This window comes from Nitritalea sp. (genome assembly GCF_054166705.1).
This window is the reverse complement of sequence record NZ_JBSZCV010000008.1, coordinates 673,535-697,696: the sequence shown is the minus strand read 5'-3', so window position 1 is coordinate 697,696 and position 24,162 is coordinate 673,535. Positions and strand designations below refer to the sequence as shown.

Genomic DNA, 24,162 nt, shown 5'->3' with positions numbered 1-24,162 from the left:
TTAAGATGAAGTAGATGATAGTTCTTGAATAGCCAGGTAGGCCAATAGCCCTGCGCCGATCTCCATAGCATCTTCGTCGATATCGAAAGTCGGCGTATGAACACCACTGGTGATGCCGCGGGCTTCATTTCGAGTTCCCAAGCGGTAAAAACAGCCGTCCATTTCCTGTGTGTAGTAGGAGAAATCCTCCGCTGCCAACCATAAATCAAGAGGCAGGACGTTCTCTTCTCCCAAATAATCTTTCGCCGCCTGAATAGCGCGCTCCGTGAGGTCTTCGGCATTTTGGAGGAAAGGATAGCCCTTTCGCACCTCAAAATCCACAGTTCCCCCCATGCCTTCCACCAAGCCGGTGGCGATTTTCACCATTCTCTCGTGAGCATCTGCTCTCCACACTTCGTTCATGGTGCGGAAAGTACCTTGAATTTTCACTTCATTCGGAATGACATTCGTGGCGCCTAAGGCCTCGATTCGGCCAAAAGAAAGTACCGCCGGCACTTTCGGTGAGCAGTTTCTGCTGATGACCTGCTGCAGGGCCACGATTAGGTGTGCCGCTATCAGAACAGGATCCACTAGTGTTTCCGGCATAGCGCCATGCCCCCCTTTTCCTCGGACAGTGATGTATAGCTCATCGGCTGAAGCCATGTACATCCCTTTGCGAAAGCCCACCTTCCCAACTGGAATCAGCGGCATCACATGTTGCCCTAAAATCGCCTGGGGGGCAGGATTTTGGAGTGCACCCTCCTTGATCATCAGGGAGGCACCACCTGGAATTTTTTCCTCTCCAGGTTGAAAAAGTAACTTGATAGTCCCCTCGAAATCCTCTTTGCAGTCCTGCAGAATGCGGGCTGCGCCCAAAAGGGAGGCTGTATGCACATCATGACCGCAGGCATGCATAACACCCTCTCGAGTAGAGCGATACGTCACCTCATTTGCCTCGATAATGGGTAGGGCATCCATATCTCCGCGTAGGGCTATGGTTTTTTTTCTCGGGTTTTTACCCTCAATTAGGGCCACGATTCCCGTCTCCGCCTTGCGCTCCACCGCTGTGATTCCATAACTGGCCAAAGCTGCTTCTACATAGGCTGCCGTCTCGTGCTCCTCGAAGGAAAGCTCCGGGTGTGCATGTAAATGTCTTCTATCGGCGATAAATGCCTGCTTATAGGCCTTCGCCAGGGCCTGAATCTTCTCCTTCACCTATTTCTTCTATTTCAGGTAATTTATATCCCTCCCGCACGAAGCGATCGGAAATGATACGCGTCATCGGAAACTGTGCTTTCAACTGAAAATACGTCTCCAATGCCTCAAAACGATGCAAAAACTTGCCTACTTTCACGAGGTAGCGCGGGTCTTGGTACTGCATGATGACCTCATACTCAGGGAAATCCTCTTGGATCTCTTCTCGGGTAGTAAAAGCACCCTCCCGACTAATACCACTAAAGACCAGGACCGTATAGGCATTGTAGTAGGGCTGCTTGCTGCGCTGCTCGCGCAAAGCCTCCGCCACCTCTGCTAAAGTGGGGTCAAAAGCGATCACCGAGGGGCTGCTGCTACTCAGTGCCTCTTCTACCGCCTCGGCATCGGCATCGAAACGGGGCAGAAAAGGCCCTAGATCTTCCTCCCAGCTCGCAAAATCATCCCTATCCGAAGCTGCTGGACGCAGCAAACTACAGGCACTTCCTAGGAGTGTGAGCAGCAGAAAAGGCAAAAGCCTGCGCGAAACCGCGAGGCTAAAACCTGGTGCAGGCTTTATGCGTCGAGAACTACACATTTTCCGTCTTGGAGATCTTGTTCTACTGTTTTGTACTTGACGTCTTTTTTAACTTTACCGTCGGCATACTTGACGGTAACCCGATCGTTTCGACCATATACTTTATCCGAAGCACGTGGAGCCACCACCTGCGCCTCTGCTTTGCGGCTCGCCGCCACGGCTGCCCCCGCAGCTGCAGCTTGTCGTGCTGATGCCGCCTGCAGTGCACTGTTCGCCTCCTCTTTCGATGCCTCCACCTTCGGTTCGGACTTCGGTCGTGCCTGTTGTGCGGCACGCACTTGCCCGGGATCCTGTGTAGGCAGCTCGGCTTTCGCCAGGAACGAAATCACATCTTCATTTAATCGGCCTACGAAGCGCTTAAACATTTCGAAGGACTCGAACTTGTAAATTAAAAGCGGATCCTTCTGCTCGTAAACGGCATTTTGTACCGACTGCTTGAGATCATCCATATCCCGGAGATGTTCCTTCCAGTTTTGATCGATGATGGCCAGGGTCACATTTTTTTCGATCGCGCGGATCAGCTCGCGTCCCTTATTCGCCAGCGTAGACTCTAGGTTAACGACCACGCCGATCTGCTTGATGCCATCGGTGATCGGCACCATGATCTCCTTCACTGTGCCACCACGCTGCTCATAGACATTTTGGAACACAGGAAGCGCCTTCTCTAAAATACGCGTATTTTTCTCCGCGTAGCGCTTACGTGCAGCATCGAATAGCATAGACGTCAGCTCGGCACTGTCCTTCGTCTTGATATCATTCGGATCGAACTGATAGTCGATACCCAGCGAGCTAAAGATGTTCATACGGAGGTTATCCATATCCTCAGAGGACTTGGCCACCTCTACCAGACCCTCACTCACATCGTACATGATATTCAATATATCCAGCTCCAGGCGGTCTCCGATGAGCGCATTCTTTCTACGCTTGTAGACTACTTCCCGCTGGGAATTCATCACATCGTCGTACTCGAGGAGACGCTTCCGAACGCCAAAGTTGTTTTCCTCTACTTTGCGCTGTGCGCGCTCGATGGACTTCGTGATCATACTGTGCTGGATGACTTCACCCTCTTCCAGCCCCATTTTATCCATCAGCTTAGCGATACGCTCGGAGCCGAAGAGACGCATGAGGTTATCCTCCAGAGAGACAAAAAACTGGGAAGAACCCACATCCCCTTGGCGGCCGGAGCGTCCACGGAGCTGTCGATCCACACGGCGAGACTCGTGGCGCTCTGTGCCTACGATGGCTAGGCCACCCGCCGAGCGGGACTCTGCTGTCAACTTAATATCTGTTCCACGACCTGCCATGTTGGTGGCGATGGTCACGGTGCCAGGCTTACCTGCTTCAGCTACTACGTCGGCCTCACGCGCATGCTGCTTGGCATTTAACACCTGATGCTTGATCTTACGGATGGTAAGCATACGGCTGAGGAGCTCGGAAATCTCCACAGAAGTAGTACCTACCAGCACGGGGCGGCCAGCCTCCGTCAGCGTTACCACCTCGTCCGCTACCGCATTAAACTTCTCACGGACGGTCTTGTAGACCTTGTCCTCCATATCCTTCCGTACGATCGGCTTGTTCGTCGGGATGACGACCACATCGAGCTTATAAATTTCCCAAAACTCTCCCGCTTCCGTTTCGGCAGTACCGGTCATACCCGAAAGCTTGTGGTACATGCGGAAATAGTTTTGTAGGGTAATAGTGGCGTAGGTCTGCGTAGCATTTTCTACCTTCACATTTTCTTTCGCCTCGATCGCCTGGTGTAGGCCATCCGAATAGCGGCGACCTTCCATCACACGCCCCGTCTGCTCATCGACGATTTTTACCTTGCCATCTACCAAGATGTATTCGGTATCTTTTTCGAACATACAGTAGGCCTTAAGTAGCTGGTTCACGGTGTGAATACGCTGTGCCTTGATGCTGTAGTCTTTGATGATCTCTTCTTTTCGGATTAACTTTTCACGCTCGTCGATGCTCTCATCTTTCTCCATTTCGGCGATTTCCACGCCGATGTCAGGAAGAATAAAGAAGCTAGGGTCCTCGTTTTTCTTCGTGATCACCTCGATACCGTTATCGGTGAGCTCCACTCCATTCGATTTCTCCTCGATCGTGAAAAGGAGCGGCTGATCCGCTTCCGGCATATTGCGCTTGTTGTCCTGCAGGTAATAATTTTCTGTTTTCTGGAGAATGACGCGAATTCCCGGCTCGGAAAGGTACTTGATAAGGGGCTTGTATTTTGGCATCCCACGGAAAGCGCGGAAAAGTGCCAGGCCACCTTCTTTTTCATTGCCTTCGGCAATTAACTTCTTCGCTGAGGTGAGAAAGTTCTGCACCATTTTACGCTGCTCATCCACTAGGGTCGCCACCCTCGGCTTCATTTCGGCGAACTCATGCTGATCGCCGCGCGGCACCGGTCCAGAGATGATGAGCGGCGTTCGGGCATCATCGATCAAGACAGAATCCACCTCATCGATCATCGCGAAGTGATGCTTGCCCTGCACGAGGTCATTCGCATCGCGCGCCATGTTATCGCGCAGGTAGTCGAAGCCAAACTCATTATTTGTGCCGTAAACGATATCTGCCGTATAGGCATTTCGGCGCTCCGGAGAATTCGGCGGATATTTATCGATACAATCTACACGCATGCCGTGAAACTCAAAAAGCGGTGCATTCCACTCGCTATCACGCTTGGCCAGGTAGTCGTTTACCGTTACCAAGTGTACGCCTCGGCCGGCAAGTGCATTCAAGTAGGCCGGCAGTGTGGATACGAGGGTTTTTCCCTCTCCTGTGGCCATTTCGGCGATATTTCCTTTATGGAGTACCATCCCCCCGATCAGCTGCACATCGTAGTGCACCATATCCCAGACGACCTCGGTGCCCGCTGCCATCCAGCTATTATGCCAGATCGCCTGCTCACCCTCCAGCTCCACATGAGGCTTGGCAGCAGCATGCATGCGATCTAGATCCGTGGCAGTAACCACCAGGCGCTTGTTTTCTTTCAGCCTTCTGGCCGTTTCCTTCACCACAGCAAAGGCCTCGAACATCACCTTTTCTAAGGAAACTTCTAAGGCCTCATCACGCTCTTTTTCTACCTGCTCGATTTGGTTAAAAAGCGCATCTTTTTCCTGCACCTTCTCTTCCGAAAGCGCTTCGATATCTGCTTTCAGCTGGGCGATCCGCTCATCGAAGGATTTTAGGTCTTCATTTATCCGACCTTTAAATTCCGCTGTTTTGGCCCGCAGGGCATCATCCGAAATTACTTGCAAGGCCTCATAGGCAGCATGGATGTGCTTCACCTTCGGGAGCAGCTCCTTAATATCTCTATCTGACTTCGTTCCGAAGATTTTAGCCAGTCCTTTTGCGACAAAATCTAACATATAGGTTCACTTTTCAACCCCTAAAATTAGGGCTTATTTATTACTTTTGACAATTTAATCCAAGAAAGACCGCATTCAGTCCTCCCTTCGGTTGATTTCTCCTCGAAATACCTGTTGCGCAGGCCCCGTCAGCCAGACCTCTCGAAAGGTAGCCGTCTCGGCATCCCAGTCATATTCTACCCGAAGATCCCCTCCCTTCGTATGAATATGTACTTGGTTGACAGCTTTTTGTTGTCCGAAAACCAATGCCGCGGCCGTTACACCTGTACCGCAGGAAAGCGTTTCGTCCTCCACGCCACGCTCATAGGTGCGCACAAAGAGGCGATCTGGCCCCATTTCCTGCACGAAATTCACGTTCGTTCCCCCCGGCGTATAGTGGTCAGCATAGCGAATCTCCCGCCCTTTTTCCACCACGGGATAATGCGCCACATCCGGCACAAAGCAGACATGGTGGGGCGACCCTGTGTGCACGAAAAAATCTTCACCCACAGAAGAGATGGAGCTGATTTCTCCCATTTTCAGGCGCACCGCGTCGGGACTGAAATGCGCCTCATGTGGGCCGTCGATTGCCAGAAAGGAGGTACTCTCCTGAATATGCCCACAGAAATGTGCGAAAGCCACGGCGCAGCGCGCACCATTTCCACACATGGACTGGGAGCCATCGGCATTGTAATAGACCATTTCGAAATCGTATCCTTCCGCAGGTCGGATGACGATCAGTCCATCCGCCCCGATGCCCATGCGCCGATCACAGAGCGCTCGCACCCGTTCTAGGTCCGCATAGGGGAAGGTTTCCCGAAAGCCGTCGATGAGGACGAAGTCATTTCCAGTACCTTGATATTTATAAAAAGGGAGGTCTTGTTTCATAAGAGTAGGCAGGAACAAAAACTAAACCAAGCTAAATCGGTTCTGCAAACATAAACATTTGTCAGGAAAAGCGACTAAATGTCCGAGAGCGGTTTTAAATGTACTGCCTTTCTATTACCTTTAAGCAGGTATTCTATGAAGTAGCAATCTATTGTTAATCAAAAATAACCTTATTCTATGAAAAAAACTACCTGGAATGTTTCGCGCAGAAGCTTTCTACAGCGAAGCACCAAGGCCACTTTAGCGCTGGGCATCGGCAGTAGTGTCATCGGCTCGGCTTTTTTAAGTGCCTGCAGTAGTGGGGATGGAGAAGACGAGGAGACAGGCACCCTTTTGGCCACGGGCTTCGCCCAAACGGCCCTGGCCTATGACTACGCAGCACTCGAGCCGCATATCGATGCCATGACGATGGAAATTCACTACAGCAAGCATGCAGCTGCTTATGCGAATAACCTGAAAGACGCCGCCGAAGAGGAGGGCGTAGACACCAGTAAGCCACTCGAGGAAGTGCTGATGTCCATGAGTAAATACTCTACGAAAATGCGGAATAACGGTGGGGGGCACTATAATCACGAACTCTTCTGGAGCACCATGAGCCCAGAGGGAGGCGGAGCTCCTGAAGGGGCATTAGGTGCTGCCCTAGAGGCTCAGTTCGGCTCCTATGCTGCCTTTAAAGAGGCCTTCGAAACAGCCGGAAAAACCCGTTTCGGTTCGGGCTGGGCTTGGCTGGTGCTGGATAAAAACAAAGGGCTGGCCGTAGACTCTACACCAAATCAGGACAATCCTCTCATGGACCTGTCTGACTTTCAGGGCATCCCGCTCCTAGGAAATGACGTATGGGAACACGCCTACTACCTGAATTACACCAGCGATCGCGCCGGTTATTTGGCTAATTGGTGGAATGTAGTGAATTGGAAGGCCGTTGAGGCACGCTATGTGGCTTTAATGGGCTAAAAACCCTTTAGACGGTGTCGGTTAATAACAGGCGCATCCCTTCCTAGGGGTGGGCCTGATTTTTTTTGGCCCACGGGCCAAAATCCCCTTCCTATCTCCTAACATTTTTCAGAGGAGCGCAGTTTATGCTGTAAACCAACTATTTAGCATCATGAAAGCTGCCACTCGACAGAATCTTATCGCGACGATACTGGTATTTGCAGGTTTCTCGGCCGCCATCTACGGGCTTGTGCTCGCCCGACAAAGCCACTACAAGCGTTCGCTGCTGCAGTCCGGTATCCCTGTAAAAGGAGAGATTATCGCCCTGGAGGATTTGGAGGTGAGGACCTTTTCTGCTGCCGGCAACATGCACCTACGAGTACCCACGGTTCGCTTTCAGCACCACAGCGGAGAATGGGTGTCCTTTCGCTCAGCGGCAGAGTTTCAGGCAGAGCGGTTTCATCATCAGGTGGGCGACCGGATAGAAGTCCGCTATCCCTCGGGAAAGCCCCTGCACCGGCTCACACTGGAATACGATGTGGTACTAGCAGGCATCTATGGAGACTATTACACGAGCGCCCCGATTCGGAACAACAGGCATTGGGGATTTTTTGGCTTTGCTCTTTTCTCTTTTTGGCTGGCGCTGTTACAGTTCCGCCCTAGGCAGGTGCCCCCGAATCCTTCAAAAATTCCGCGCAGTAGCGCTCTTTCCCACCATCACCCTAGAGCCTAAATCACTTTCCTAGAGCCTAAATCACTTTCTTAGGTGACAAGTATCACCTCATCGGGCTTTTTCATTTCGTACTTTTACGAAATACGAAATGGTCATGCAGCAACAGCTACGAAAAGAGACAGAAGAACATTACCTAGCGAAAGTAGCGAAGGCACTAAGTCACCCCGCTCGGGTACAAATCCTACTTTTGCTGGACCAGCAGTCCTGTTGTTTTAGCGGCGACTTGGGAAAACATATCCCTCTAGCCGCGTCTACTCTTTCGCAGCACCTGAAAGTCTTAAAGGAGGCCAGTCTGATACAGGGGGAAATTAACCCGCCGAGGATCAGATACTGCATTAACCGAGAAGCTTGGACAGCTGCTGCCATTCGTTTTCAATCCTTCTTCAACACCAATCCAACAGCACATGAAAACCATTAAAATCTTGGGCACTGGCTGTGCCAAATGCAAACAGACAGAAGCAATCGTAAGAGATGTAATCGCTAAAGAAGGCATAGAAGCAGAAGTCCTGAAAGTAGAAGACATCCAGCAGATCATGGCCTATAACATCCTATCCACTCCGGCAGTAGTCGTAGATGAAGTGGTTAAGATTAAAGGAAAAGTACCTACTGTACAGGAAGTCACTGCCGCACTCGCCTAATTAACGTATATGTTCGACTGGTTACAGTATGCAGCGGACTGGTTTATCTATGAGCTGCTGAAGATTGCTACGGATAGTGCATTAGGAAAAGCATTGAGCTTTTTCATTTATGACGTGATAAAGATCTTGCTGCTCTTATTCCTGATTACCTTTCTCATGGGTATAGTAAATACCTACTTCCCCATCGAACGCCTAAGGGACTATTTGCAGCGAAAAAAGCTTTTCGGATTAGAATATGTATTAGCTTCCCTCTTCGGTGCGATAACGCCCTTCTGCTCCTGCTCCTCAGTGCCGCTTTTTATCGGCTTCGTGCAAGGGGGCATCCCGCTGGGAGTAACGTTCTCCTTTCTAATCACCTCTCCCTTGGTAAATGAAATCGCATTGGCCTTGTTTATTGGGATGTTCGGAGTAAAGTTTACCATAGTCTATGCATTCACAGGCATTTTACTCGGTGCTCTAGGCGGTGCTGTTCTTGGTAGGCTAGGCTTGGAACGTTACCTCAGTGACTGGGTGCAGCAGCTCATCAAAAATAAATCTGTGCAAGAGGGTTCTTATCAAGTCGAGCAGACTACCTTCCTGCAGCGTACCCCCGCACTTCTACGCGAAGCTGCTACCATCGTCAAAAGCATCATCGTTTACGTACTTATAGGGATCGGCATCGGAGCCTTCATGCATGGATATGTTCCCGATGATTTCTTCGCCAGCTATCTGGCAGATGGACAATGGTGGACCGTACCCATAGCCGCTATTCTGGCAGTACCTCTGTATGCGAATGCCGCGGGCATCATTCCCGTAATCCAAGTTATGGTCGTGAAAGGCATTCCGGTGGGGACGGCGATTGCCTTTATGATGGCCACCATCGGTCTTTCCATTCCTGAAGGAACTTTGCTGAAAAAGGTAATGTCTGGAAAACTCATCCTTATCTTTTTTAGTACGGTAACCTTTTTTATTATTCTTTCTGGTTTTCTATTCAACTACATTTTCCCTACTTTACTATGAAAAATATTTCGTTATTTCTCTTTTTCTTCCTACTAATCAGTCCTCTTTTCGCACAAAACCACCATGTAAAATCGGCAGGAGCTATGCATGAGATGGGAAAAACGGGCTTTGCACCGGCGATCTCACTGGATACCTTAAAAAAATATCCTCGTATTATAGGCTTGGGCCCGCTGGGCAAAATGCAAGGGGAAATTTCCTATGTGGACGGCAAGCCGCTGTTCGGCATGGTGAACGAAAATGGGGAGGCTATCGTCCAAGAAAAATGGGAGATCGAAGCACCTTTTTTCGTCTACGCACAAGTAGAGGAGTGGGAAAGCTTTCCTTTGGAAGGGGCTGTGAAGACACTGCTAGACCTAGATGCCTTTATCGAAGGTACCGCGAAAAAGCATGGGTATGATACCGAAAAACCCCTCTTTTTTAAAATCGAAGGACAGTTCGATCATATGGTTACACATATTGTTACCCCACGCTCACCCGAAATACCTGGATATGTAGCAGGAAGAAATCAAGAAAATTACACACATAAGCGAGAAAGAGGGCAAATCATCGGAGTCTTCTCCAAAGAAGGAAGAGGAATTTACACGCATAAAAACACAGATATCCATGCCCACTTTATCGATGAAACCACTACCTTCACCGGCCATATCGACGCACTTACTACAGACCTTTCCACAAGCATCCTTTATCTCCCTAAAAGAAAAAATAGCCTCTCCTTCCAAACGAATGACACAGACTTTTCTAAAGGACGGCTGGGAAACCTTCAGCAGCTAGGGCTAGACGATTTAGTGAAATTTCATGGACACCTCTGCGATGGTTTAGTGGTGGGCGCCCTGGGCTTACAGGAAGCCTTTCAGCACCTATTCCCCGACGGTGTCATCGATAGAACAGACTTACGTATCGTCTCTAAGTCCTCCCCCTGCCTCACCGATGCTGCCATCTATTTAACAGGCGCACGCTATCAGTACAATACCTTTTATGTGGACGACAGTATCGAAAGTCTCTATGTGGTAGAACGAGTCTCTGAGCAAAAAGCTGTAACTGTAAATCTGAACGCTGGCGTAAAGCCTGCAGAAATCGGAGCGCTAAGCGCAAAAGCTGAAAAGCGTGAGCTATCCGCCTGCCAGCTGGATGAGCTTCGCGCCATAGAAGATCGCTTTATGGCTTATCTAATGGATACAGACACCAACATACTCTTCCGCATACAGCCGCATCCTGAATTCGTATGGGAACCTCTGCTCCGAAATGATTTTGTAAAAACAGACATCCTAAATAAAAACGCCGAAAGCTGTAACTAAATCCAGCTACCAATAGAAAAACAAGCCCATATAGATGCAGTAGGCGTTTAATTTGGCTTGTTCTTCGCACTAAACCTCTCTCACACGATCATTTTTAGCTAAAATAATCCCCTTACTCACACCCTAGCAGCAGACAAAAACTTAAACAGCTAAAATAAAGTTAAACGAAATAAATACATTCATTATGTAAATATTCTTCTTTTTTTCATAAATTAGTGCTAGATAACTCAGCACACTATGAAAAGTTTTTTTACAATGGCCCTTTTTTTTGGGCTTCTTCTTCAGACAGGGGGGCTGTATGCGCAGTCAGACCTAAAATTCGGTAAAATTTCCTCCGAGCTTTTACTTCACGACCATGCATCCGAATACCCGGATGATGCAGCCCTCGTGCTGCATAACGCGACCAAAGGAACCATCGAATACCAGAGCAACTTGGGTTTTGTGATCAAGTATCAAGTCTATAAGGTGGTGAAAATCTTAAAAAAGGACGGCTTGACCCATGGCGATCTGGAAATCCCTTACTACACCTTCCAGGGCAGCCACGATCAGGTAGCCAGCATTAAAGGAAATGTGTATCAGGCCGTAAACGGCAAAGTGCAGCGCACCAAAATCGGCAAAGAGCATGTCTTCGATGAGGCGGTAAGTAAAAACTTTGCTTTAAAAAAAGTGTCACCACCCCAAGTGCAGGAAGGCGCCATCGTGGAAATCAGCTATGAGCTCTCGTCTGATCTGCTGCACTATGTGCGGGAATGGTACTTCCAAGACTGGATTCCGACGGTTTGGAGTGAGTTCAACTTCGAATACCCGGAATATTTCCAGTACGCGCAGACTTCACAGGGGTTTCTGCCCTTTACGGTGTCTGATTATAGTGAAGGAAATGGCAATGCGATGTGGACAGAAAAGGAAACAGTGGACAGCCGCCTGACACGCCAAAGCAATTATACCACTTCAAATGTTCGCTACACGACACGCAAGATGCATCTGGCCATTGCTGATGTGCCCGCTATGCGTGAAGAGGCCTTCATTGACAATCCCATGAGCTATGCCTCACGCGTAGACCTGCAGCTCCTACACGTACAGTTCCCAAACAGCGCCCGCCAAACTATTTCAGGCAACTGGCAAGATGTAGCCACCAAGTTAATGCAGGATGAGGATTTCGGGAAGCATCTAGCTTCCAACCGCTTCACTCGTCAACTTGTAGCTTCCATCGTGGAAGAGTCTGACAGCCCGGAGCGAAAGGCACAAAAAATCTATGCGCATGTCACACAAAAAGTAGCTTGGGAGGGTTCGCGAGGCCTTTACCCGAACCAAAGCCTAGAAAAGGTGTACAAAGAGGGCAAGGGGACTGTACCTGAAATTAATCTGCTGCTCGTGGCCTTACTTCAAGAGGCGCAGCTGCCAGCTTACCCGGTCGTGGGCATGAGCCGCGATCGAGGCTTTCTAAACCAAAGCTATCCTGTCATGCATAAGTTGAACTATGTCACGGCCCTGGTAAAACTTGAAGGGAAGGACCTAGTCTTAGATGCCAGTGATGCAGCGATGCCTTACGGGATTTTGCCCATGCGGGCCATTAATAATGCTGGCCTAGTGATCGAGCCCAGTGGTGCGCGCTGGTGTGAAATGCGAAATGCCAAGCCCAATAATACCGTGGCCCTGCATGAGCTAACTCTAGGAGCAAATGGGCTCACCCAGGAGGTGCAGCGGAATACCTTTGGTTATGAGGGCACGTATCTACGCAAGAAATATTTGACCGAAGGTCCTGACCAATATCGAGAAGAACAGCAGGCAGCAGCGAAAGACTGGCACATGCATGCCTTCTCTGTAGAAAACCCCTTGGATAAGGAGCTCCCCTTCGTTCAAAAAATGAATTTAAGTGGTGAAAAAGGCTTGATTTATGCGGGAGACCAAGTATTTTGTTCCCTTTTCGAAGATGTTTATCTCACAGAAAATCCTTTCAAGCGGGAGGATCGCGCCTATCCCATCGATTTCATTTATCCCTCCCGCCGGCAAACGGTCGTTATTTTAGATATTCCAGAGGAATACGAAATGGAGGAACTCCCTGGAGACAAAGTATTGGAGTTTCGCGATAAAGGCATCGTCTATCGCTATAGAAGCTCCATGCCCACACCGACGAAAATCCAAATCATGATCACCTACCAGGTGCAGCAGACGATGCATGCGGCGAAAGACTATGCGGAGCTTAAAGCGTTTTTCGAAGATATCGCTGAAAAGCAAAAAGAAGTTATCGTATTAAAAAAGCGGACACATGAGGGGCTTTGATTCATCTTACTTGCGGATAGCAGGCGGCACTTCCCTTGCCCTACTGCTGCTCCTGCTGGTCGGCGCTCCCTTAGCCGCGAGACAGCTACCACCCGCTCTCATCCACGAGCACATACAGACCGTGACCGTAAGCCCGGGGGGAAAGTTTACGCTCCGGGATCGACTGGTGGTCACGATTTATCGGTCTGAAGCGGCTGAGTTAGCTAAACTACAGGTCCCTTATTCCTCCAGCATAAAAGTGAAAGACCTGGTGGGCACTGTTCATGATCTACAAGGAAATACACGGTATAAGTTTAAAAAGTCGGATGTAGAAGACTATAGCAACTTCAGCTCTTTTTCGATCTATGAAGATAATAGGGTGAAGGTACTAGACCTACGGCAGACACAGTACCCCTATAAGGCTACCTTGGAATTTGAAATCGAGCTGCCGAATTTGTACTATGTCCCCAACTGGGTGCCGCAGCGCTACCCCAGCATCCCCGTAGAAAAAGCCTCCATCACCTACCTGTACCCTGAAGAGACCGAAATTCGTTTTTTAAGCCGTCATCTGGACGATGCGCGCTACGCGCAAAGACAGGAGGGAAAGCTTCACGTACAGTCATGGGAAATCGGGCCTCTTTCCGCCTACACGCCCGAACCGATGGCTGTGATAGAAGAGCAGCGAAAACCGATGCTGCTGGCCTCTCCTGGTAAGTTTGCCTTTGATGGAAATTCAGGAGACCTGAGTAGCTGGGAGGAAATGGGGCGCTGGTTTTATGCCTTAAATGCAGATAAGCGCGATCTCTCCGCACAAACCAAAGCAGACGTGCAGACCCTAGTGGCCGGGCTATCGGATGATATGGAAAAGGCCGAAGCACTCTACCACTACATGCAGGGACGAACACGCTACGTCAGCATTCAGCTGGGGATTGGTGGCCTTGTCCCCTTCGAGGCGAAGTCAGTAGAAAAAAATGGTTTTGGCGACTGTAAAGCGCTATCGAATTACATGGGGGCACTCTTGGATGAAGTCGGAATTCCGAATTTTTATACCCTCATCCATGCGGGTGAACAAAATAAGCCTTTCTTTTCAGCATTCCCGGCAGATTACTTCAACCATGCGATTTTGGCCGTGCCGCTCGAAAAAGATACTGTCTTCCTGGAGTGCACCAGCCAGCAGACGCCTTTTGGCTTTTTAGGTGATTTCACCTCCGATCGGCATGCCCTGCTGATCACTCCCGAAGGAGGAAAATTAGTTAAAACCCCCACCTATCGTGCTGAAGTCAACATTCAAAAGCAAGTAGGAAAATTTCAGCTAGACGAAGGGGCCAACCTGTCAGGCCAAGTCTCTCTAATACGTAGTGCCCTTCAGAGTGATCTCGGAGGGATGTTGCAACTCCCCTACGCAAAAGAAAGTGCCAAAATGGATTGGATCCAGCGCATGTACCGCCTGCCTAACTTGTCTGTGGCAGATTATGGCTTCGAACGTACCGGTAACTTGCTTCCCGAAATCCACTTTCAAGCGGATCTGCAGGCGAAAAAAGTAGGGCAGCTGGCTGGAGGCCGTATTATCTTGCAGCCCAACCAATGGAATACACTTGAAACCGGCCTGCGTCCCACTAAGCAGCAGCGTGAAGGACCATTTCGGATTTCGATGGGATATACTGATGAGGATGAAATTTCATACATCCTACCGAAGGGCTTCGAAGTGGATCAACTGCCACAGGCCATTGAGCTGGAAATGCCCTTTGGCTACTTTAAAACGGCACTGGCCTACGAAGCGGGGATGCTGCTCTTTCGGCGTGAGTTGCAAGTGAAAGAAGGAAAATATGCTCCCGAGTTGTTTAATGAGTACGTAAGTTTCTTAGAGCAAGTCGAGCGTGCTGACAAACAGAAAGTAATCCTACGCAAGTCCCCGTAAGCAAGGAGAGGTCGGGCCACCTATGCAAGTAGAAGGCTCGGCCTTTCGTATTGTTTACATCCCCACTGGCTATTTGTGCATCTCCTGCTCGTAGGCCCTAATTTCATTCTCTCTGTCTAGCACATAGCCGAGCATGTCGGTACCTGCCAGCAGGCAAGCTTTACGAAAAGGATCTAGGGCGAAAGAAAACTGGACGCCATCACTTTCCAGCACTTTTACATGCTGCTCTTCCACATCTACCAGCACCTCCTGCTCGAGCGCTGCGAGCTGGGCACAGACCCCTTCCGGCAGTCGGAGGGCTAGGAGCCCGTTATTCAGGCAGTTGGAATAAAAGATATCCCCAAAAGAGGGAGCGATAATCACGCGAATCCCGTAGTCTACCAAAGCCCAAACGGCATGTTCTCGGCTACTGCCCGTCCCAAACTCCGCTCCAGTCAAAAGAATCGATGGAGGATTTTCTTGATTGAAGGGGTGGGGCAGTGGATTTCCTGCTGCATCGAAGCGCTCATATACCAGCAAGGCATCCGCCATGCCCTCCCGATCCGAGCGCTTTAAAAATTCCCCTGGAAATAGGCGATCGGTATCCACTTGGCTGTCGGGAAAGTATAAAATGCGGTCGCATAGGCTTCGTAAAGGCCTCATAAAGGTAGTTCGTTTAGCGTAATTTTTCCATAAAGTGCAGACAGTGCAGCCGTTCGCGGGCTACACAGCAGCGTACGTGCACCTGGCCCCTGACGTCCCTCGAAGTTTCTGTTAGAGGTACTTAGGCAGCGCGTTCCAGGAGCCATTTTGTCCTCATTCATACCGAGGCAGGCGCTACAGCCCGGCTCCCGAAGGGGCGCTCCCGCCGCAGCGAAAATTTTATCCAGGCCCTCCTTTTGCGCTTCGCGCAAAACGGCCCGCGAACCCGGAACCACTAAAACACGTAAGCGAGGATCCACCTGACGTCCCTTCCAAAGGGTCGCCACCTCCCGCAAATCTTCGAACCGGGCATTCGTACAGCTCCCAATAAAGACACTGTCGATAGGCTCACCTAATAGGGACTGCCCTTCCTCTAGCGCCATGTAGGCCAGCGCCTTCCGGTGCGCCTCCCGCTGGCTTTCCGGGAGCTCCTCCGATCGAGGGATATGCTCCGTCAGCGGTATCCCCTGGCCAGGATTGGTCCCATAGGTAATCATAGGACTCAAGTTACTAATATCCACCTCAAGCACACGGTCCACCTCAGCCTCGGGATCACTTCTGTAGCCGGACCAAGTGCTTAGAAGTGCCTCTAGGTCCTCGTGATCCTGTATCCGTGGGCGCTCCCGCAGGTACTGCAGCGTCACGGCATCTACGCCGACCAGCCCGCCACGTGCACCGAGCTCGATGCTCATATTGCAAAGCGTCATGCGTTCTTCCATGCTCATATTTTCCACCACAGGGCCAGCGTATTCGATAAAGTACCCGGCAGCTCCATTCGCCCCGAGCAGCTGTAAAACATACAAAATGACGTCCTTAGCACGTACCTCAGGCGCGGGTCGACCCGAGATGTGGATACGCAGCTGACGCGGTTTGGCCTGCACCAAACACTGTGTACCTAGCACCAAGCCCACCTCGGAGGTCCCGATCCCAAAGGCCAGCGTGCCGAAGGCGCCATGCGTACTGGTATGGCTATCCCCACAGACGATTGTCATGCCCGGCTGCGTATAACCCAGCTCCGGCCCTACCACATGCACAATGCCCTGATCAGTATGCTCCAGATCATAAAGGGTGATACCGTGCTGGCGACAGTTTTTCTGGAGAAGCGCCACCTGACGCGCTGCTAGGGCATCCCGCAGCGGCAGGTGCTGATTCACTGTCGGCACATTATGATCCGTCACCGCAAAGCAGCGGTCCGGTCGGCGCACCGAAAGGCCACGTTCTTCCAGCATGCGAAAAGCTTGTGGTGTGGTGACCTCATGTAAGATGTGGAGATCGATGTAGAGCAGGGATTGCCCCCCGGGCAAAACAGCCACTTCATGGGCTGCCCATAGCTTGTCGAAAACCGTCTGGGGGCCTGCGAGGCGTGTCTTAGACATGGCTTTCCTGTTTACGGGTTTTCAAGTCCGTCAACCAGCTACCTACCTGTGCTAATGTGCCGGCATCGACCGAGGTGCTGTAGCCCTCTTCCGCGCAGATGTGCAAGAGCTCCTCAGCCGGGACATTGCCCTTAGCACCCGGAACGAAAGGGCAGCCTCCCAGCCCGGCCGTAGCGGTATCGAAATGTCGAAATCCCAGCGCTAGCGCCTGCCGAACATTCGCTGCCGCGAAGCCATAGGTCTGATGAAAATGTAAACTGATACGTGGGCTTCCTCCCTGGCTGTGAAGACGGGCCGCCTGCCCTAAAAGGGTGGCCGCATGTTCCGGCTCCGCATGTCCATCCGTATCCGCCAAACAAATATCGGCGACACCCCAGTCTGCAATGCGCTGTAAGATTTCCCAGCTATGTGCTGCAGGCGTGGGCCCTTCGAAGGGGCAGTGAAAGGCCACGGCGAGGTACACGCGAAAGGAAATAGCGTCCTCTTGGGCCCTGCGGGCTAAAATTCGCACCTGCTCTAAACCTTCTGCCACCGACATGCGCACATTACGCTGGTTCATGGTTTCGGTCAGCGATAACACGTAAGAAAGATGTTTCGCACCATGCTGTCGTCCCAGTTCGTAGCCCTTCACATTCGGAATGAGTGCGTGCAGGGCTTGCGGCACATCCGACAGACGCTCCAGTAGCTCACCCGTACCCGCCATGGTCGGCACTGCTTTCGGGGAAACAAAGGCTCCCATCTCCACGGCAGGAAATCCTGCTGCGAGTAATTTGCGCACCAACAATTCCTTTTCGTCTAAGCTTAAGAGGTAAGGTTCATTTTGGATGCCGTCCCGCGGACTGACTTCCAACAGCTCGACCCGATCTTTTGGACTCATAAGATCCCCCTTTCCTTCAGCTGCTGCTGCTCCGTATCACTGAGACCCAGCCAGTCGGCGTAGATCTCCGCATTATGCTGGCCGAGCTCTGGGGCAGCGCTACGCACCTGACCGGGCGTGGCGGAGAGCTTGGGAAACACGTTTTGCATGACCAGCTCTCCGACCCCGGGGTGCTCATGGGTGATAAGCGCCTCCCTTGCTTTAAAGTGAGCATCTTCCAGCATATCCGCTGGCGTAAAAATTTTACCGGCAGGCACTCCTGCTTGGTGTAGCAGCTTCAGCAAATCTGCGGAAGCGAAATTAATAGACCAAGTGCTGATTTTTTCATCCAGCTCCACCTCGTTTTGGCCCCGGCTGACATGGTCGCGGTAGCGTGGGTCTTCGATCCATTCCTGGCGGCCCATTACCTCGCACAGACGACGAAAAACGGTGTCCTGATTAGCAGCGATTAAAATTTCCCCATCCGCTGTGGGATACACATTACTGGGCGCGATATTCGGCAAGCGAGAGCCCGTACGCTCGCGCACGTACCCTGTCTTATAGTATTCTGTGACAGTGCTTTCCATCATGGTGAGTACGGCCTCGTAGATGGCGCAGTCCACCACCTGACCACGACCACTCACTTCGCGGGCGCGTAGGGCGGCTAATGCTCCTAATGTGGCATGCGTGGCAGCGAGACTATCCCCGATGGAGATGCCCACCCGGCTCGGGGGGCGATCCGCTTCTCCGACGATATGCCGGAGCCCCCCCATTGCCTCCCCGATGCTGCCATAGCCGGCACGTGGAGCATAAGGCCCTGTCTGCCCGAAACCACTCACGCGCACCATGATCAGCTTAGGATTTACTTTAGCCAGCGTATCATAATCTAGCCCCCACTTTTCCAGCGTACCCGGACGAAAATTTTCCACTAGTATATCCGCCTGCTCGATGAGACGACGTAAAATGTCCTGTCCCTCCTTTTCGCGCAGGTTAAGTGTGATAGACTTTTTATTCCGCGCCAGTACAGGCCACCAAAGCGACTGCCCGTTCACCAGCTCGCGGCCCCATTTCCGAATGGGATCCCCCTGTCCGGGGAGCTCCACCTTAATAACTTCGGCGCCCATGTCGCCCATCAGCTGCCCACAGAAAGGGCCCGCCAGCAGCACACCCAGCTCGATTACTCGGATGCCGGTAAGCGGTCCATGTTCTAATCCTTTTATCTTTTCCATACCTATTTCAGGTTATTCCATTGTTTTTTAAGGGCCACTAAAGGCATCACATCTGCATACTTAGCTTGCAGGTCATAAAGATTCGCCTCCTTTATCGCCGCACTGCGGTCTTCGACAGCGTCCTCCACCACGATAGGAATGTAGCCATACTGCATGGCATCCGTGGCCGTAGCACGCACACAGCCGCTTGCCGACAGGCCCACATGCACGAGGGTATCCACTCGGAGAAAGTTTAATGTGGCCAGCAGCGGCGTATTATGAAAGGCACTCGCATACTGCTTGGTTAGGATGGGTTCCTTTGGCCCAGGGGCCAATCCATTCACCCACTCTGCCCAGTGCGGATGAGTCTGCAGCTGGGTGAGGGCACTGATTTTCCGGAGAAAATGTCCTCCGGTCCAGTGCTGCTGATCATAAGTCAGCCGGGTGTAGAGCACCGGCCAGCCGGAACTACGCGCAAAGGCGATGCTCTCCAGCATCTGCGACAGGCTTTCGGCATAGCGCGGACTGTAAAGGGGCGACTCAGGCAGGAAATAGCCCGCGATGAGGTCGATGACCAAGAGGGCGGGACGCTCTCCCATGCCTAAGCTTCCTGCAAAACCAGCATCTATCTGTTTCATACGTTAAATATGGCATTAGCGCGATTTAAATGCTGCTGCATCAGATGGCGTGCTTTCTCTGGGTCGCGTGCCTCGAAAGCGGCGATCATCGCATCATGCTCCTCTAGGCTAGCCGCCGTCTTTTCGGCATCATAATGCTGATAGGTGCGGACCATGGTGGGCATATTGATGTTCAGCAGCAAGACATCCTCAAGTGCACGATTTCCGGCATGCGCCCAGATGCACTGGTGAAAATCCAAGTTGATACGTGTCATCTGCTCGATAGCTTCCTGTGAGGGGTGAGAGGCGATGGCGCGGAGCTGCTTGTTCATCATGCGCAGCTCTTCTATGGCGCGAGCAGGGATGTGCTCCGCACAAAGTGCCACCGCCTCACATTCTAATATGGTCCTCACGAAGAAATTATCCTGCACATCTTTATTCGTCCACACGCGGACACGCATGCCGCGATTCGGCAAGTACTCAAGCCAGCGCTCTTCTACCAGCTTCTTTAAAGCTTCGCGGATGGGCGTACGGCTGATGCCCAGCTTCTCGACGAGCTCCAGCTCGATGAGGCGCGCACCTGGTGGGATGTCGCCAGTTCGCAACATGAACTTGATGGCCTCGTAGGCTTTTTCAGATGTAGCAGACACAGAGAATATGATTTAAGGTGGCTTATGCACGGATGAATACAGGAGGTTTCGGTGGCTCTAAACCTGTTTCGGACAGGCAGCTCTCCCGAAGCTCCTCGATACTTCTTCCACTGTTAAACATAGGTAAATCTCCGCGGTCAGCACGCATTTTTTCGCGTAATTTTTCGGTAGCAGCACCATCTAAGGTCTCCTCCTCAGTGATGCAGACGCCATAACCTTCCTCAGCACCGCGAAGGGAGATGAGGCCTCGACGCACATCTTTGAGTACTTTTTCCGGTTCGCGCTCGAGGGGATCGCCCCAGCCGCCACCTCCCCAGGTGATGAAGTGCAGCTGGTCGCCTTCCTGCACGCGGATACGGTCGCATTTAGCTGGCAGAAATTCGCGAGAGCCGTCTGTTCTTACGAGCTCTTTGCGGCTACGAGCCGCAGGTGCCCCACCGTTCACCCCCCAAGGAGGCAGGAACCAGCGATCGTCATGAATAGAAATTTCTCCAGGCTCGAGGAAGCGATACACGATATCCACCCCATTTCCGCCGCGATGCTTGCCTGCACCACCGGAATCCTGTACGGTCTCGTAGCGCTCAATGCGCAGAGGAAAATAGGCTTCCAGGAATTCATTCGGCACGTTCGTGAAAGAGGGCCACAGAGAATGCCCATCCGGCCCATCGCCAAAAGGCTTGCCTGGTATCCCGCCAAAACCGATTTGGAAGAGCTGGAACCAGTCACCCTCCTTATCATAGCCACTGTACATCAGATGTGGTGAAGAAGAGAAGCCAGCCGCATTTAAAAATTCCGGCTGACGCTGCCCCAGGAGCCCGCCGAGCACGTCGAACATCCTTCCAAGCGCGTGCGTACGGCAAGAAAGTGCTGCCGGGTACTGGGGCTTCAGTAGGGAGCCTTCGGGAATGCGGACCTCCACTAGGTCATAAAAGCCATCGTTAAAGAGAATTTGCGGGTCGAACACCATGATCATGTAAATGCCAAAGAACATTTTGAACATGTTTTCATTCAGGTAGAAGTTGATGGAACCGAAGGCTTGTGGGTCAGTGCCATCCCAGTCTAGAATTACCTTATCCCCTTCTCGTCGCATGGAACAGCGGTATTTATAAGGACCGAACCCTCTACCATCATCGCAGAGGTAGTCCTCGAAATAAATCGTCTCTTCGGAAACAGTCATCTGGAAGAGCTTGCGCATGGCTTCTTTATTCCGGTTAAGCGCTGCCTCGGTAGCGGAACAGTAGGTGTCCACACCGAAGCGAGAGCAGATTTCACGTACGCGACGGTCTGCGGTGCGACAGGCGGCCACGATGGCATTAAAATCTGAGCGGTTCCAGTGGGGCAGGCGGCACTGCCGCAGGATGATCTCCATGGCAGTACTGTTAAAGACCCCTTTCTCGTATATTTTAAACGGCGCGAAGCGGACGCCCTCTTCGAAAATCGTGGTGGCATCGGTCGGCAAACTGCCTGGCACTTTGCCCCCTACATCGGTCATGTGCCCGAACATCGCGGACCAGCCGACCAGACGTCCTTCAAAGTAAATCGGCATGAGCACGAGCCAGTCATTCAGATGGGAGACAGCACCTTCCACAGCATAGGGATCATTCGTGAGGAAAATATCGCCTTCTTCGATAGTGCCCGCATAGCTTTTTAGAAAGCCATCCACGAAGGAGCCAAACTGCCCTACCACCATCTTACCCTTACGGTCCGCGATGAGTGGAAACTCATCATGCTGTTCACGAATTCCCGGCGACATCGCTGTGCGGAAGAGCACCGCATCCATCTCGAAGCGTGCATTACGCAGCGCTGATTCGATAATATCTAAGGTGATCGGATCGATTTCCCCCACCTGGATCGGGGTATCGTTCGTTTCGATTATTTGTGCTTTGTACATGATTTGCTTAGTTGGTTGGGTTAATAATTAGATTTCCAAAGGCATCTACTACCGCCTCATGCTTCGGCAAAATCACCGTGGTGGAGTCCATTTCCGCCACGATAGCTGGCCCGTGGATGTGGTTTCCTTGCTTTAGCCGAGCACGGTCATAGATAGCAGCCTCGTAGTTTTGGCCTTCATACCAGAAGGTGTCGTGCCGCTTCACGAGAGCCTCTGATGCGTCTTCGGTCCCTTTTTCCAACTCCTGCACTTGGAGTTCCTGCTCTTTTTGTTCCACAATGGCGCGAAGGTTAACCAGCTCATGCGGTAGGTCTAGCTTGAAGGTAAAGAGCTGTTCGTGGATGGTATCGAAAGCAGCTATAGCAGCATGAAAACCATCTTTTTTCAAGTCTTCCACAGTCACCTTTACGGGCACTTCGAAACCCTGTCCGGTGTAGCGCAGGTCCATCTGATAGGTATACACCCGGTCTTCAGGGGCGATTCCTTCCTCCTCTAGCAGGGCGGCAGCTGACTCGCCGAGGCTTTGCAGCTCTGCTGCCAGGGCATTCGCATCTAAACTTTCTAACTTTGCTATCTGGGTCTTCGCAGCTTCGTTTCGGATCTGTGTCGTAGCGTCTCCATAGGCACAGAGCACTCCCGGACTAGGTGGGATGATTACAGGCCAGGAGCCCATAAGCTTGCCGAGGGCGTTCGCGTGGAGGGGGCCGGCTCCGCCAAAACCGATGAGGGCAAAGTCCCGCGGATCGTAGCCTTGCTCGATGGACACCAGGCGTAATGCGCCAAACATATTTTCATTCGCGATGCTGATAATGCCTGCGGCCGCTTCTTCGAGAGAAACGCCTAGGGCATCCGCGATTTTCTGGACCGAACGGATAGAGGCTTCTCGGTCGAGCTGCATCTCACCACCCAGTAGGTCTACCGGCAGGTAGCCGAGGACCACGTTCGCATCGGTCACGGTAGGCTCTTCGCCGCCTTTACTGTAACATGCCGGGCCGGGCACAGCGCCTGCACTTTCTGGGCCCACGCGAAGGGCTTTCGTCAGCTCGGGAACTTTCGCGATAGAGCCACCGCCTGCTCCTACCGTACGGACATCCAAGGAAGAAGCGCGTACAGATACGTCTCCCACACGGGTTTCGCGGCGAACCACAGGGGTGCCATTTTCGATCAGTGCCACATCTGTAGAGGTGCCTCCCATATCATAGGTAAGCAAATTCTTAAAGCCTGCCTTTTTCGCGATCCACAGCGCCCCTTTCACGCCACCCGCGGGACCTGACATCATCAGGTTTACCGGCTTTTCGGCTGCGATATCAAAGGACATCAAGCCACCGTCTGAGCGTAGCACCTTCGTAGAGGCTTGGATATTATTTTCGCTAAGGGTTTTTTCTAAGGAAGAAAGATAGCGCGAGAGGGTCGGTCGCACGTAAGAGTTGGCCACGGTGGTGACGGTGCGCTCGTATTCACGCATTTCGGGTAGAACGTCAGAGGACAGCGAAACCGGAATTTCTGGCCACTCTTCTTTAAAAAGTGCTAAGATCCGCTGCTCATGTGTGTCGTTCGCGTAGGAATTTATGAGCGATACTGTAATCGCTTCTACGCCACGTTTTTTCAGTTTAGCGATCGCCTGCCGCACGGAGTCTTCGTTTAGCTCACGGACGATGCTGCCATCGGCGCCGATGCGCTCCAGCACTTCCACGGTATCTTCTAGGTCGGCGAGGGGCTCTGGCTTGTTCCAGACGATCCAGCCCGCCAGCCCCCCCGGCACGAAGGAGCGGGCGATCTGCAAGACCTGCCCATAGCCATCGGTGGTCATCAGGCCCACACGTGCGCCTTTTCGCTCTAAAACAGCATTCGTGGCCACGGTGGTGCCATGCATCAGCTCTTTAATTTCGGCTGGCGAAACACCCGCTTTTTCACAGGCGGCTAAAATCCCATTCAGGATACCCTTAGACTGGTCCTCGGGGGTGCTGGGCGTCTTGGCCCGATGCGTCTCCCCCGTGCTTACGTTCATGAGCAGAACATCGGTAAAGGTTCCACCCACATCTACTCCAATGCGGATTTTTGACATGATTATGATTGGGTTTATTGGTTTTGTATTTTTG

General features: G+C 51.7%; 20 protein-coding genes. 8 read left to right on the top strand and 12 right to left on the bottom strand.

Translation table 11 applies throughout. From position 1 onward, the window contains the following. The 4 genes from ACXIT9_RS06955 to dapF form a co-directional block, all read right to left on the bottom strand. Positions 1–1,194: a M20 metallopeptidase family protein gene (locus tag ACXIT9_RS06955; RefSeq protein WP_458055502.1), complete on the bottom strand. Its 1,194-nt coding sequence runs from the start codon at positions 1,192–1,194 to the stop codon at positions 1–3. Further along, entirely contained in the window at positions 1,157–1,768 is a 612-nt protein-coding gene (locus tag ACXIT9_RS06950; protein WP_458055501.1) for a hypothetical protein, read from the bottom strand. Before ACXIT9_RS06950 ends, ACXIT9_RS06955 begins: the two co-directional genes overlap by 38 nt. Beyond that, positions 1,747–5,142 (bottom strand): preprotein translocase subunit SecA, encoded by a 3,396-nt coding sequence (secA, locus tag ACXIT9_RS06945; protein WP_458055500.1) that lies wholly within the window; start codon positions 5,140–5,142, stop codon positions 1,747–1,749. The genes ACXIT9_RS06950 and secA overlap by 22 nt, the downstream gene beginning before the upstream one ends. 75 nt (positions 5,143–5,217) lie before the next feature. Beyond that, the gene (gene dapF / locus ACXIT9_RS06940; RefSeq protein ID WP_458055499.1) at positions 5,218–6,009 is read right to left on the bottom strand and encodes a diaminopimelate epimerase; all 792 of its coding nucleotides are present in this window, start codon (positions 6,007–6,009) and stop codon (positions 5,218–5,220) included. 177 nt (positions 6,010–6,186) lie between these two features. On the opposite strand from dapF, the gene ACXIT9_RS06935 reads away from it, so the two are divergent. From ACXIT9_RS06935 to ACXIT9_RS06900, 8 genes are all read left to right on the top strand, one after another. Further along, on the top strand, positions 6,187–6,963 hold the full coding sequence (locus ACXIT9_RS06935; RefSeq protein WP_458055498.1) for a superoxide dismutase: 777 nt from the start codon (positions 6,187–6,189) through the stop codon (positions 6,961–6,963). A 151-nt stretch (positions 6,964–7,114) separates the two neighbouring features. Then, the gene (locus ACXIT9_RS06930; protein ID WP_458055497.1) at positions 7,115–7,675 is read left to right on the top strand and encodes a hypothetical protein; all 561 of its coding nucleotides are present in this window, start codon (positions 7,115–7,117) and stop codon (positions 7,673–7,675) included. A 94-nt stretch (positions 7,676–7,769) separates the two neighbouring features. Further along, the gene (locus tag ACXIT9_RS06925) at positions 7,770–8,093 is read left to right on the top strand and encodes an ArsR/SmtB family transcription factor (RefSeq protein WP_458055496.1); all 324 of its coding nucleotides are present in this window, start codon (positions 7,770–7,772) and stop codon (positions 8,091–8,093) included. Further along, on the top strand, positions 8,080–8,313 hold the full coding sequence (locus ACXIT9_RS06920) for a thioredoxin family protein (protein WP_458055495.1): 234 nt from the start codon (positions 8,080–8,082) through the stop codon (positions 8,311–8,313). The genes ACXIT9_RS06925 and ACXIT9_RS06920 overlap by 14 nt, the downstream gene beginning before the upstream one ends. A gap of 9 nt (positions 8,314–8,322) precedes the next feature. Continuing rightward, positions 8,323–9,312 carry a permease gene (locus ACXIT9_RS06915; RefSeq protein ID WP_458055494.1) on the top strand — a complete coding sequence of 330 codons (990 nt, stop codon included), beginning with the start codon at positions 8,323–8,325 and terminating at the stop codon, positions 9,310–9,312. Next, on the top strand, positions 9,309–10,607 hold the full coding sequence (locus ACXIT9_RS06910; RefSeq protein WP_458055493.1) for an FmdE family protein: 1,299 nt from the start codon (positions 9,309–9,311) through the stop codon (positions 10,605–10,607). Before ACXIT9_RS06915 ends, ACXIT9_RS06910 begins: the two co-directional genes overlap by 4 nt. Before the next feature lie 237 nt (positions 10,608–10,844). Continuing rightward, a complete protein-coding gene (locus tag ACXIT9_RS06905; protein WP_458055492.1) occupies positions 10,845–12,887 on the top strand; it encodes a DUF3857 domain-containing protein in 2,043 nt (680 codons plus the stop codon). Continuing rightward, complete coding sequence (locus ACXIT9_RS06900) at positions 12,874–14,784, top strand: DUF3857 domain-containing protein (protein WP_458055491.1); 1,911 nt, start codon at positions 12,874–12,876, stop codon at positions 14,782–14,784. The genes ACXIT9_RS06905 and ACXIT9_RS06900 overlap by 14 nt, the downstream gene beginning before the upstream one ends. 69 nt (positions 14,785–14,853) lie before the next feature. On the opposite strand, the gene leuD is transcribed toward ACXIT9_RS06900, so the two are convergent. From leuD to ACXIT9_RS06860, 8 genes are read right to left on the bottom strand one after another with little or no spacing between them, the layout of a single operon-like run. Beyond that, positions 14,854–15,426 carry a 3-isopropylmalate dehydratase small subunit gene (gene leuD, locus ACXIT9_RS06895; RefSeq protein WP_458055490.1) on the bottom strand — a complete coding sequence of 191 codons (573 nt, stop codon included), beginning with the start codon at positions 15,424–15,426 and terminating at the stop codon, positions 14,854–14,856. Beyond that, complete coding sequence (gene leuC / locus ACXIT9_RS06890) at positions 15,423–16,841, bottom strand: 3-isopropylmalate dehydratase large subunit (RefSeq protein ID WP_458055489.1); 1,419 nt, start codon at positions 16,839–16,841, stop codon at positions 15,423–15,425. Before leuC ends, leuD begins: the two co-directional genes overlap by 4 nt. Then, entirely contained in the window at positions 16,834–17,718 is an 885-nt protein-coding gene (locus ACXIT9_RS06885) for a hydroxymethylglutaryl-CoA lyase (protein ID WP_458055488.1), read from the bottom strand. Before ACXIT9_RS06885 ends, leuC begins: the two co-directional genes overlap by 8 nt. Next, positions 17,715–18,926: a CaiB/BaiF CoA transferase family protein gene (locus ACXIT9_RS06880; protein ID WP_458055487.1), complete on the bottom strand. Its 1,212-nt coding sequence runs from the start codon at positions 18,924–18,926 to the stop codon at positions 17,715–17,717. The genes ACXIT9_RS06885 and ACXIT9_RS06880 overlap by 4 nt, the downstream gene beginning before the upstream one ends. 2 nt (positions 18,927–18,928) lie before the next feature. Beyond that, positions 18,929–19,543, bottom strand: a complete 615-nt coding sequence (locus tag ACXIT9_RS06875; RefSeq protein WP_458055486.1) for an isochorismatase family protein — start codon at positions 19,541–19,543, stop codon at positions 18,929–18,931. Further along, positions 19,540–20,172, bottom strand: coding sequence for a GntR family transcriptional regulator (locus ACXIT9_RS06870; RefSeq protein ID WP_458055485.1), 633 nt, complete (start codon positions 20,170–20,172; stop codon positions 19,540–19,542). Before ACXIT9_RS06870 ends, ACXIT9_RS06875 begins: the two co-directional genes overlap by 4 nt. Before the next feature lie 22 nt (positions 20,173–20,194). After that, the gene (locus ACXIT9_RS06865; RefSeq protein ID WP_458055484.1) at positions 20,195–22,063 is read right to left on the bottom strand and encodes a hydantoinase B/oxoprolinase family protein; all 1,869 of its coding nucleotides are present in this window, start codon (positions 22,061–22,063) and stop codon (positions 20,195–20,197) included. Positions 22,064–22,070: 7 nt separating this feature from the next. Continuing rightward, positions 22,071–24,128 (bottom strand): hydantoinase/oxoprolinase family protein, encoded by a 2,058-nt coding sequence (locus ACXIT9_RS06860; protein ID WP_458055483.1) that lies wholly within the window; start codon positions 24,126–24,128, stop codon positions 22,071–22,073. Between the last annotated feature and the right edge of the window lie 34 nt (positions 24,129–24,162).

Excerpts from the sequence above, each read along its gene's own strand:
- ACXIT9_RS06950 (WP_458055501.1), bottom strand. The coding sequence starts at position 1,768 with ATGTGTAGTTCTCGACGCATAAAGCCTGCACCAGGTTTTAGCCTCGCG.
- secA (WP_458055500.1), bottom strand. The coding sequence starts at position 5,142 with ATGTTAGATTTTGTCGCAAAAGGACTGGCTAAAATCTTCGGAACGAAG.
- dapF (WP_458055499.1), bottom strand. The coding sequence starts at position 6,009 with ATGAAACAAGACCTCCCTTTTTATAAATATCAAGGTACTGGAAATGAC.
- ACXIT9_RS06935 (WP_458055498.1), top strand. The coding sequence starts at position 6,187 with ATGAAAAAAACTACCTGGAATGTTTCGCGCAGAAGCTTTCTACAGCGA.
- ACXIT9_RS06930 (WP_458055497.1), top strand. The coding sequence starts at position 7,115 with ATGAAAGCTGCCACTCGACAGAATCTTATCGCGACGATACTGGTATTT.
- ACXIT9_RS06925 (WP_458055496.1), top strand. The coding sequence starts at position 7,770 with ATGCAGCAACAGCTACGAAAAGAGACAGAAGAACATTACCTAGCGAAA.
- ACXIT9_RS06920 (WP_458055495.1), top strand. The coding sequence starts at position 8,080 with ATGAAAACCATTAAAATCTTGGGCACTGGCTGTGCCAAATGCAAACAG.
- ACXIT9_RS06915 (WP_458055494.1), top strand. The coding sequence starts at position 8,323 with ATGTTCGACTGGTTACAGTATGCAGCGGACTGGTTTATCTATGAGCTG.
- ACXIT9_RS06910 (WP_458055493.1), top strand. The coding sequence starts at position 9,309 with ATGAAAAATATTTCGTTATTTCTCTTTTTCTTCCTACTAATCAGTCCT.
- ACXIT9_RS06905 (WP_458055492.1), top strand. The coding sequence starts at position 10,845 with ATGAAAAGTTTTTTTACAATGGCCCTTTTTTTTGGGCTTCTTCTTCAG.
- ACXIT9_RS06900 (WP_458055491.1), top strand. The coding sequence starts at position 12,874 with ATGAGGGGCTTTGATTCATCTTACTTGCGGATAGCAGGCGGCACTTCC.
- leuD (WP_458055490.1), bottom strand. The coding sequence starts at position 15,426 with ATGAGGCCTTTACGAAGCCTATGCGACCGCATTTTATACTTTCCCGAC.
- leuC (WP_458055489.1), bottom strand. The coding sequence starts at position 16,841 with ATGTCTAAGACACGCCTCGCAGGCCCCCAGACGGTTTTCGACAAGCTA.
- ACXIT9_RS06885 (WP_458055488.1), bottom strand. The coding sequence starts at position 17,718 with ATGAGTCCAAAAGATCGGGTCGAGCTGTTGGAAGTCAGTCCGCGGGAC.
- ACXIT9_RS06880 (WP_458055487.1), bottom strand. The coding sequence starts at position 18,926 with ATGGAAAAGATAAAAGGATTAGAACATGGACCGCTTACCGGCATCCGA.
- ACXIT9_RS06875 (WP_458055486.1), bottom strand. The coding sequence starts at position 19,543 with ATGAAACAGATAGATGCTGGTTTTGCAGGAAGCTTAGGCATGGGAGAG.
- ACXIT9_RS06865 (WP_458055484.1), bottom strand. The coding sequence starts at position 22,063 with ATGTACAAAGCACAAATAATCGAAACGAACGATACCCCGATCCAGGTG.
- ACXIT9_RS06860 (WP_458055483.1), bottom strand. The coding sequence starts at position 24,128 with ATGTCAAAAATCCGCATTGGAGTAGATGTGGGTGGAACCTTTACCGAT.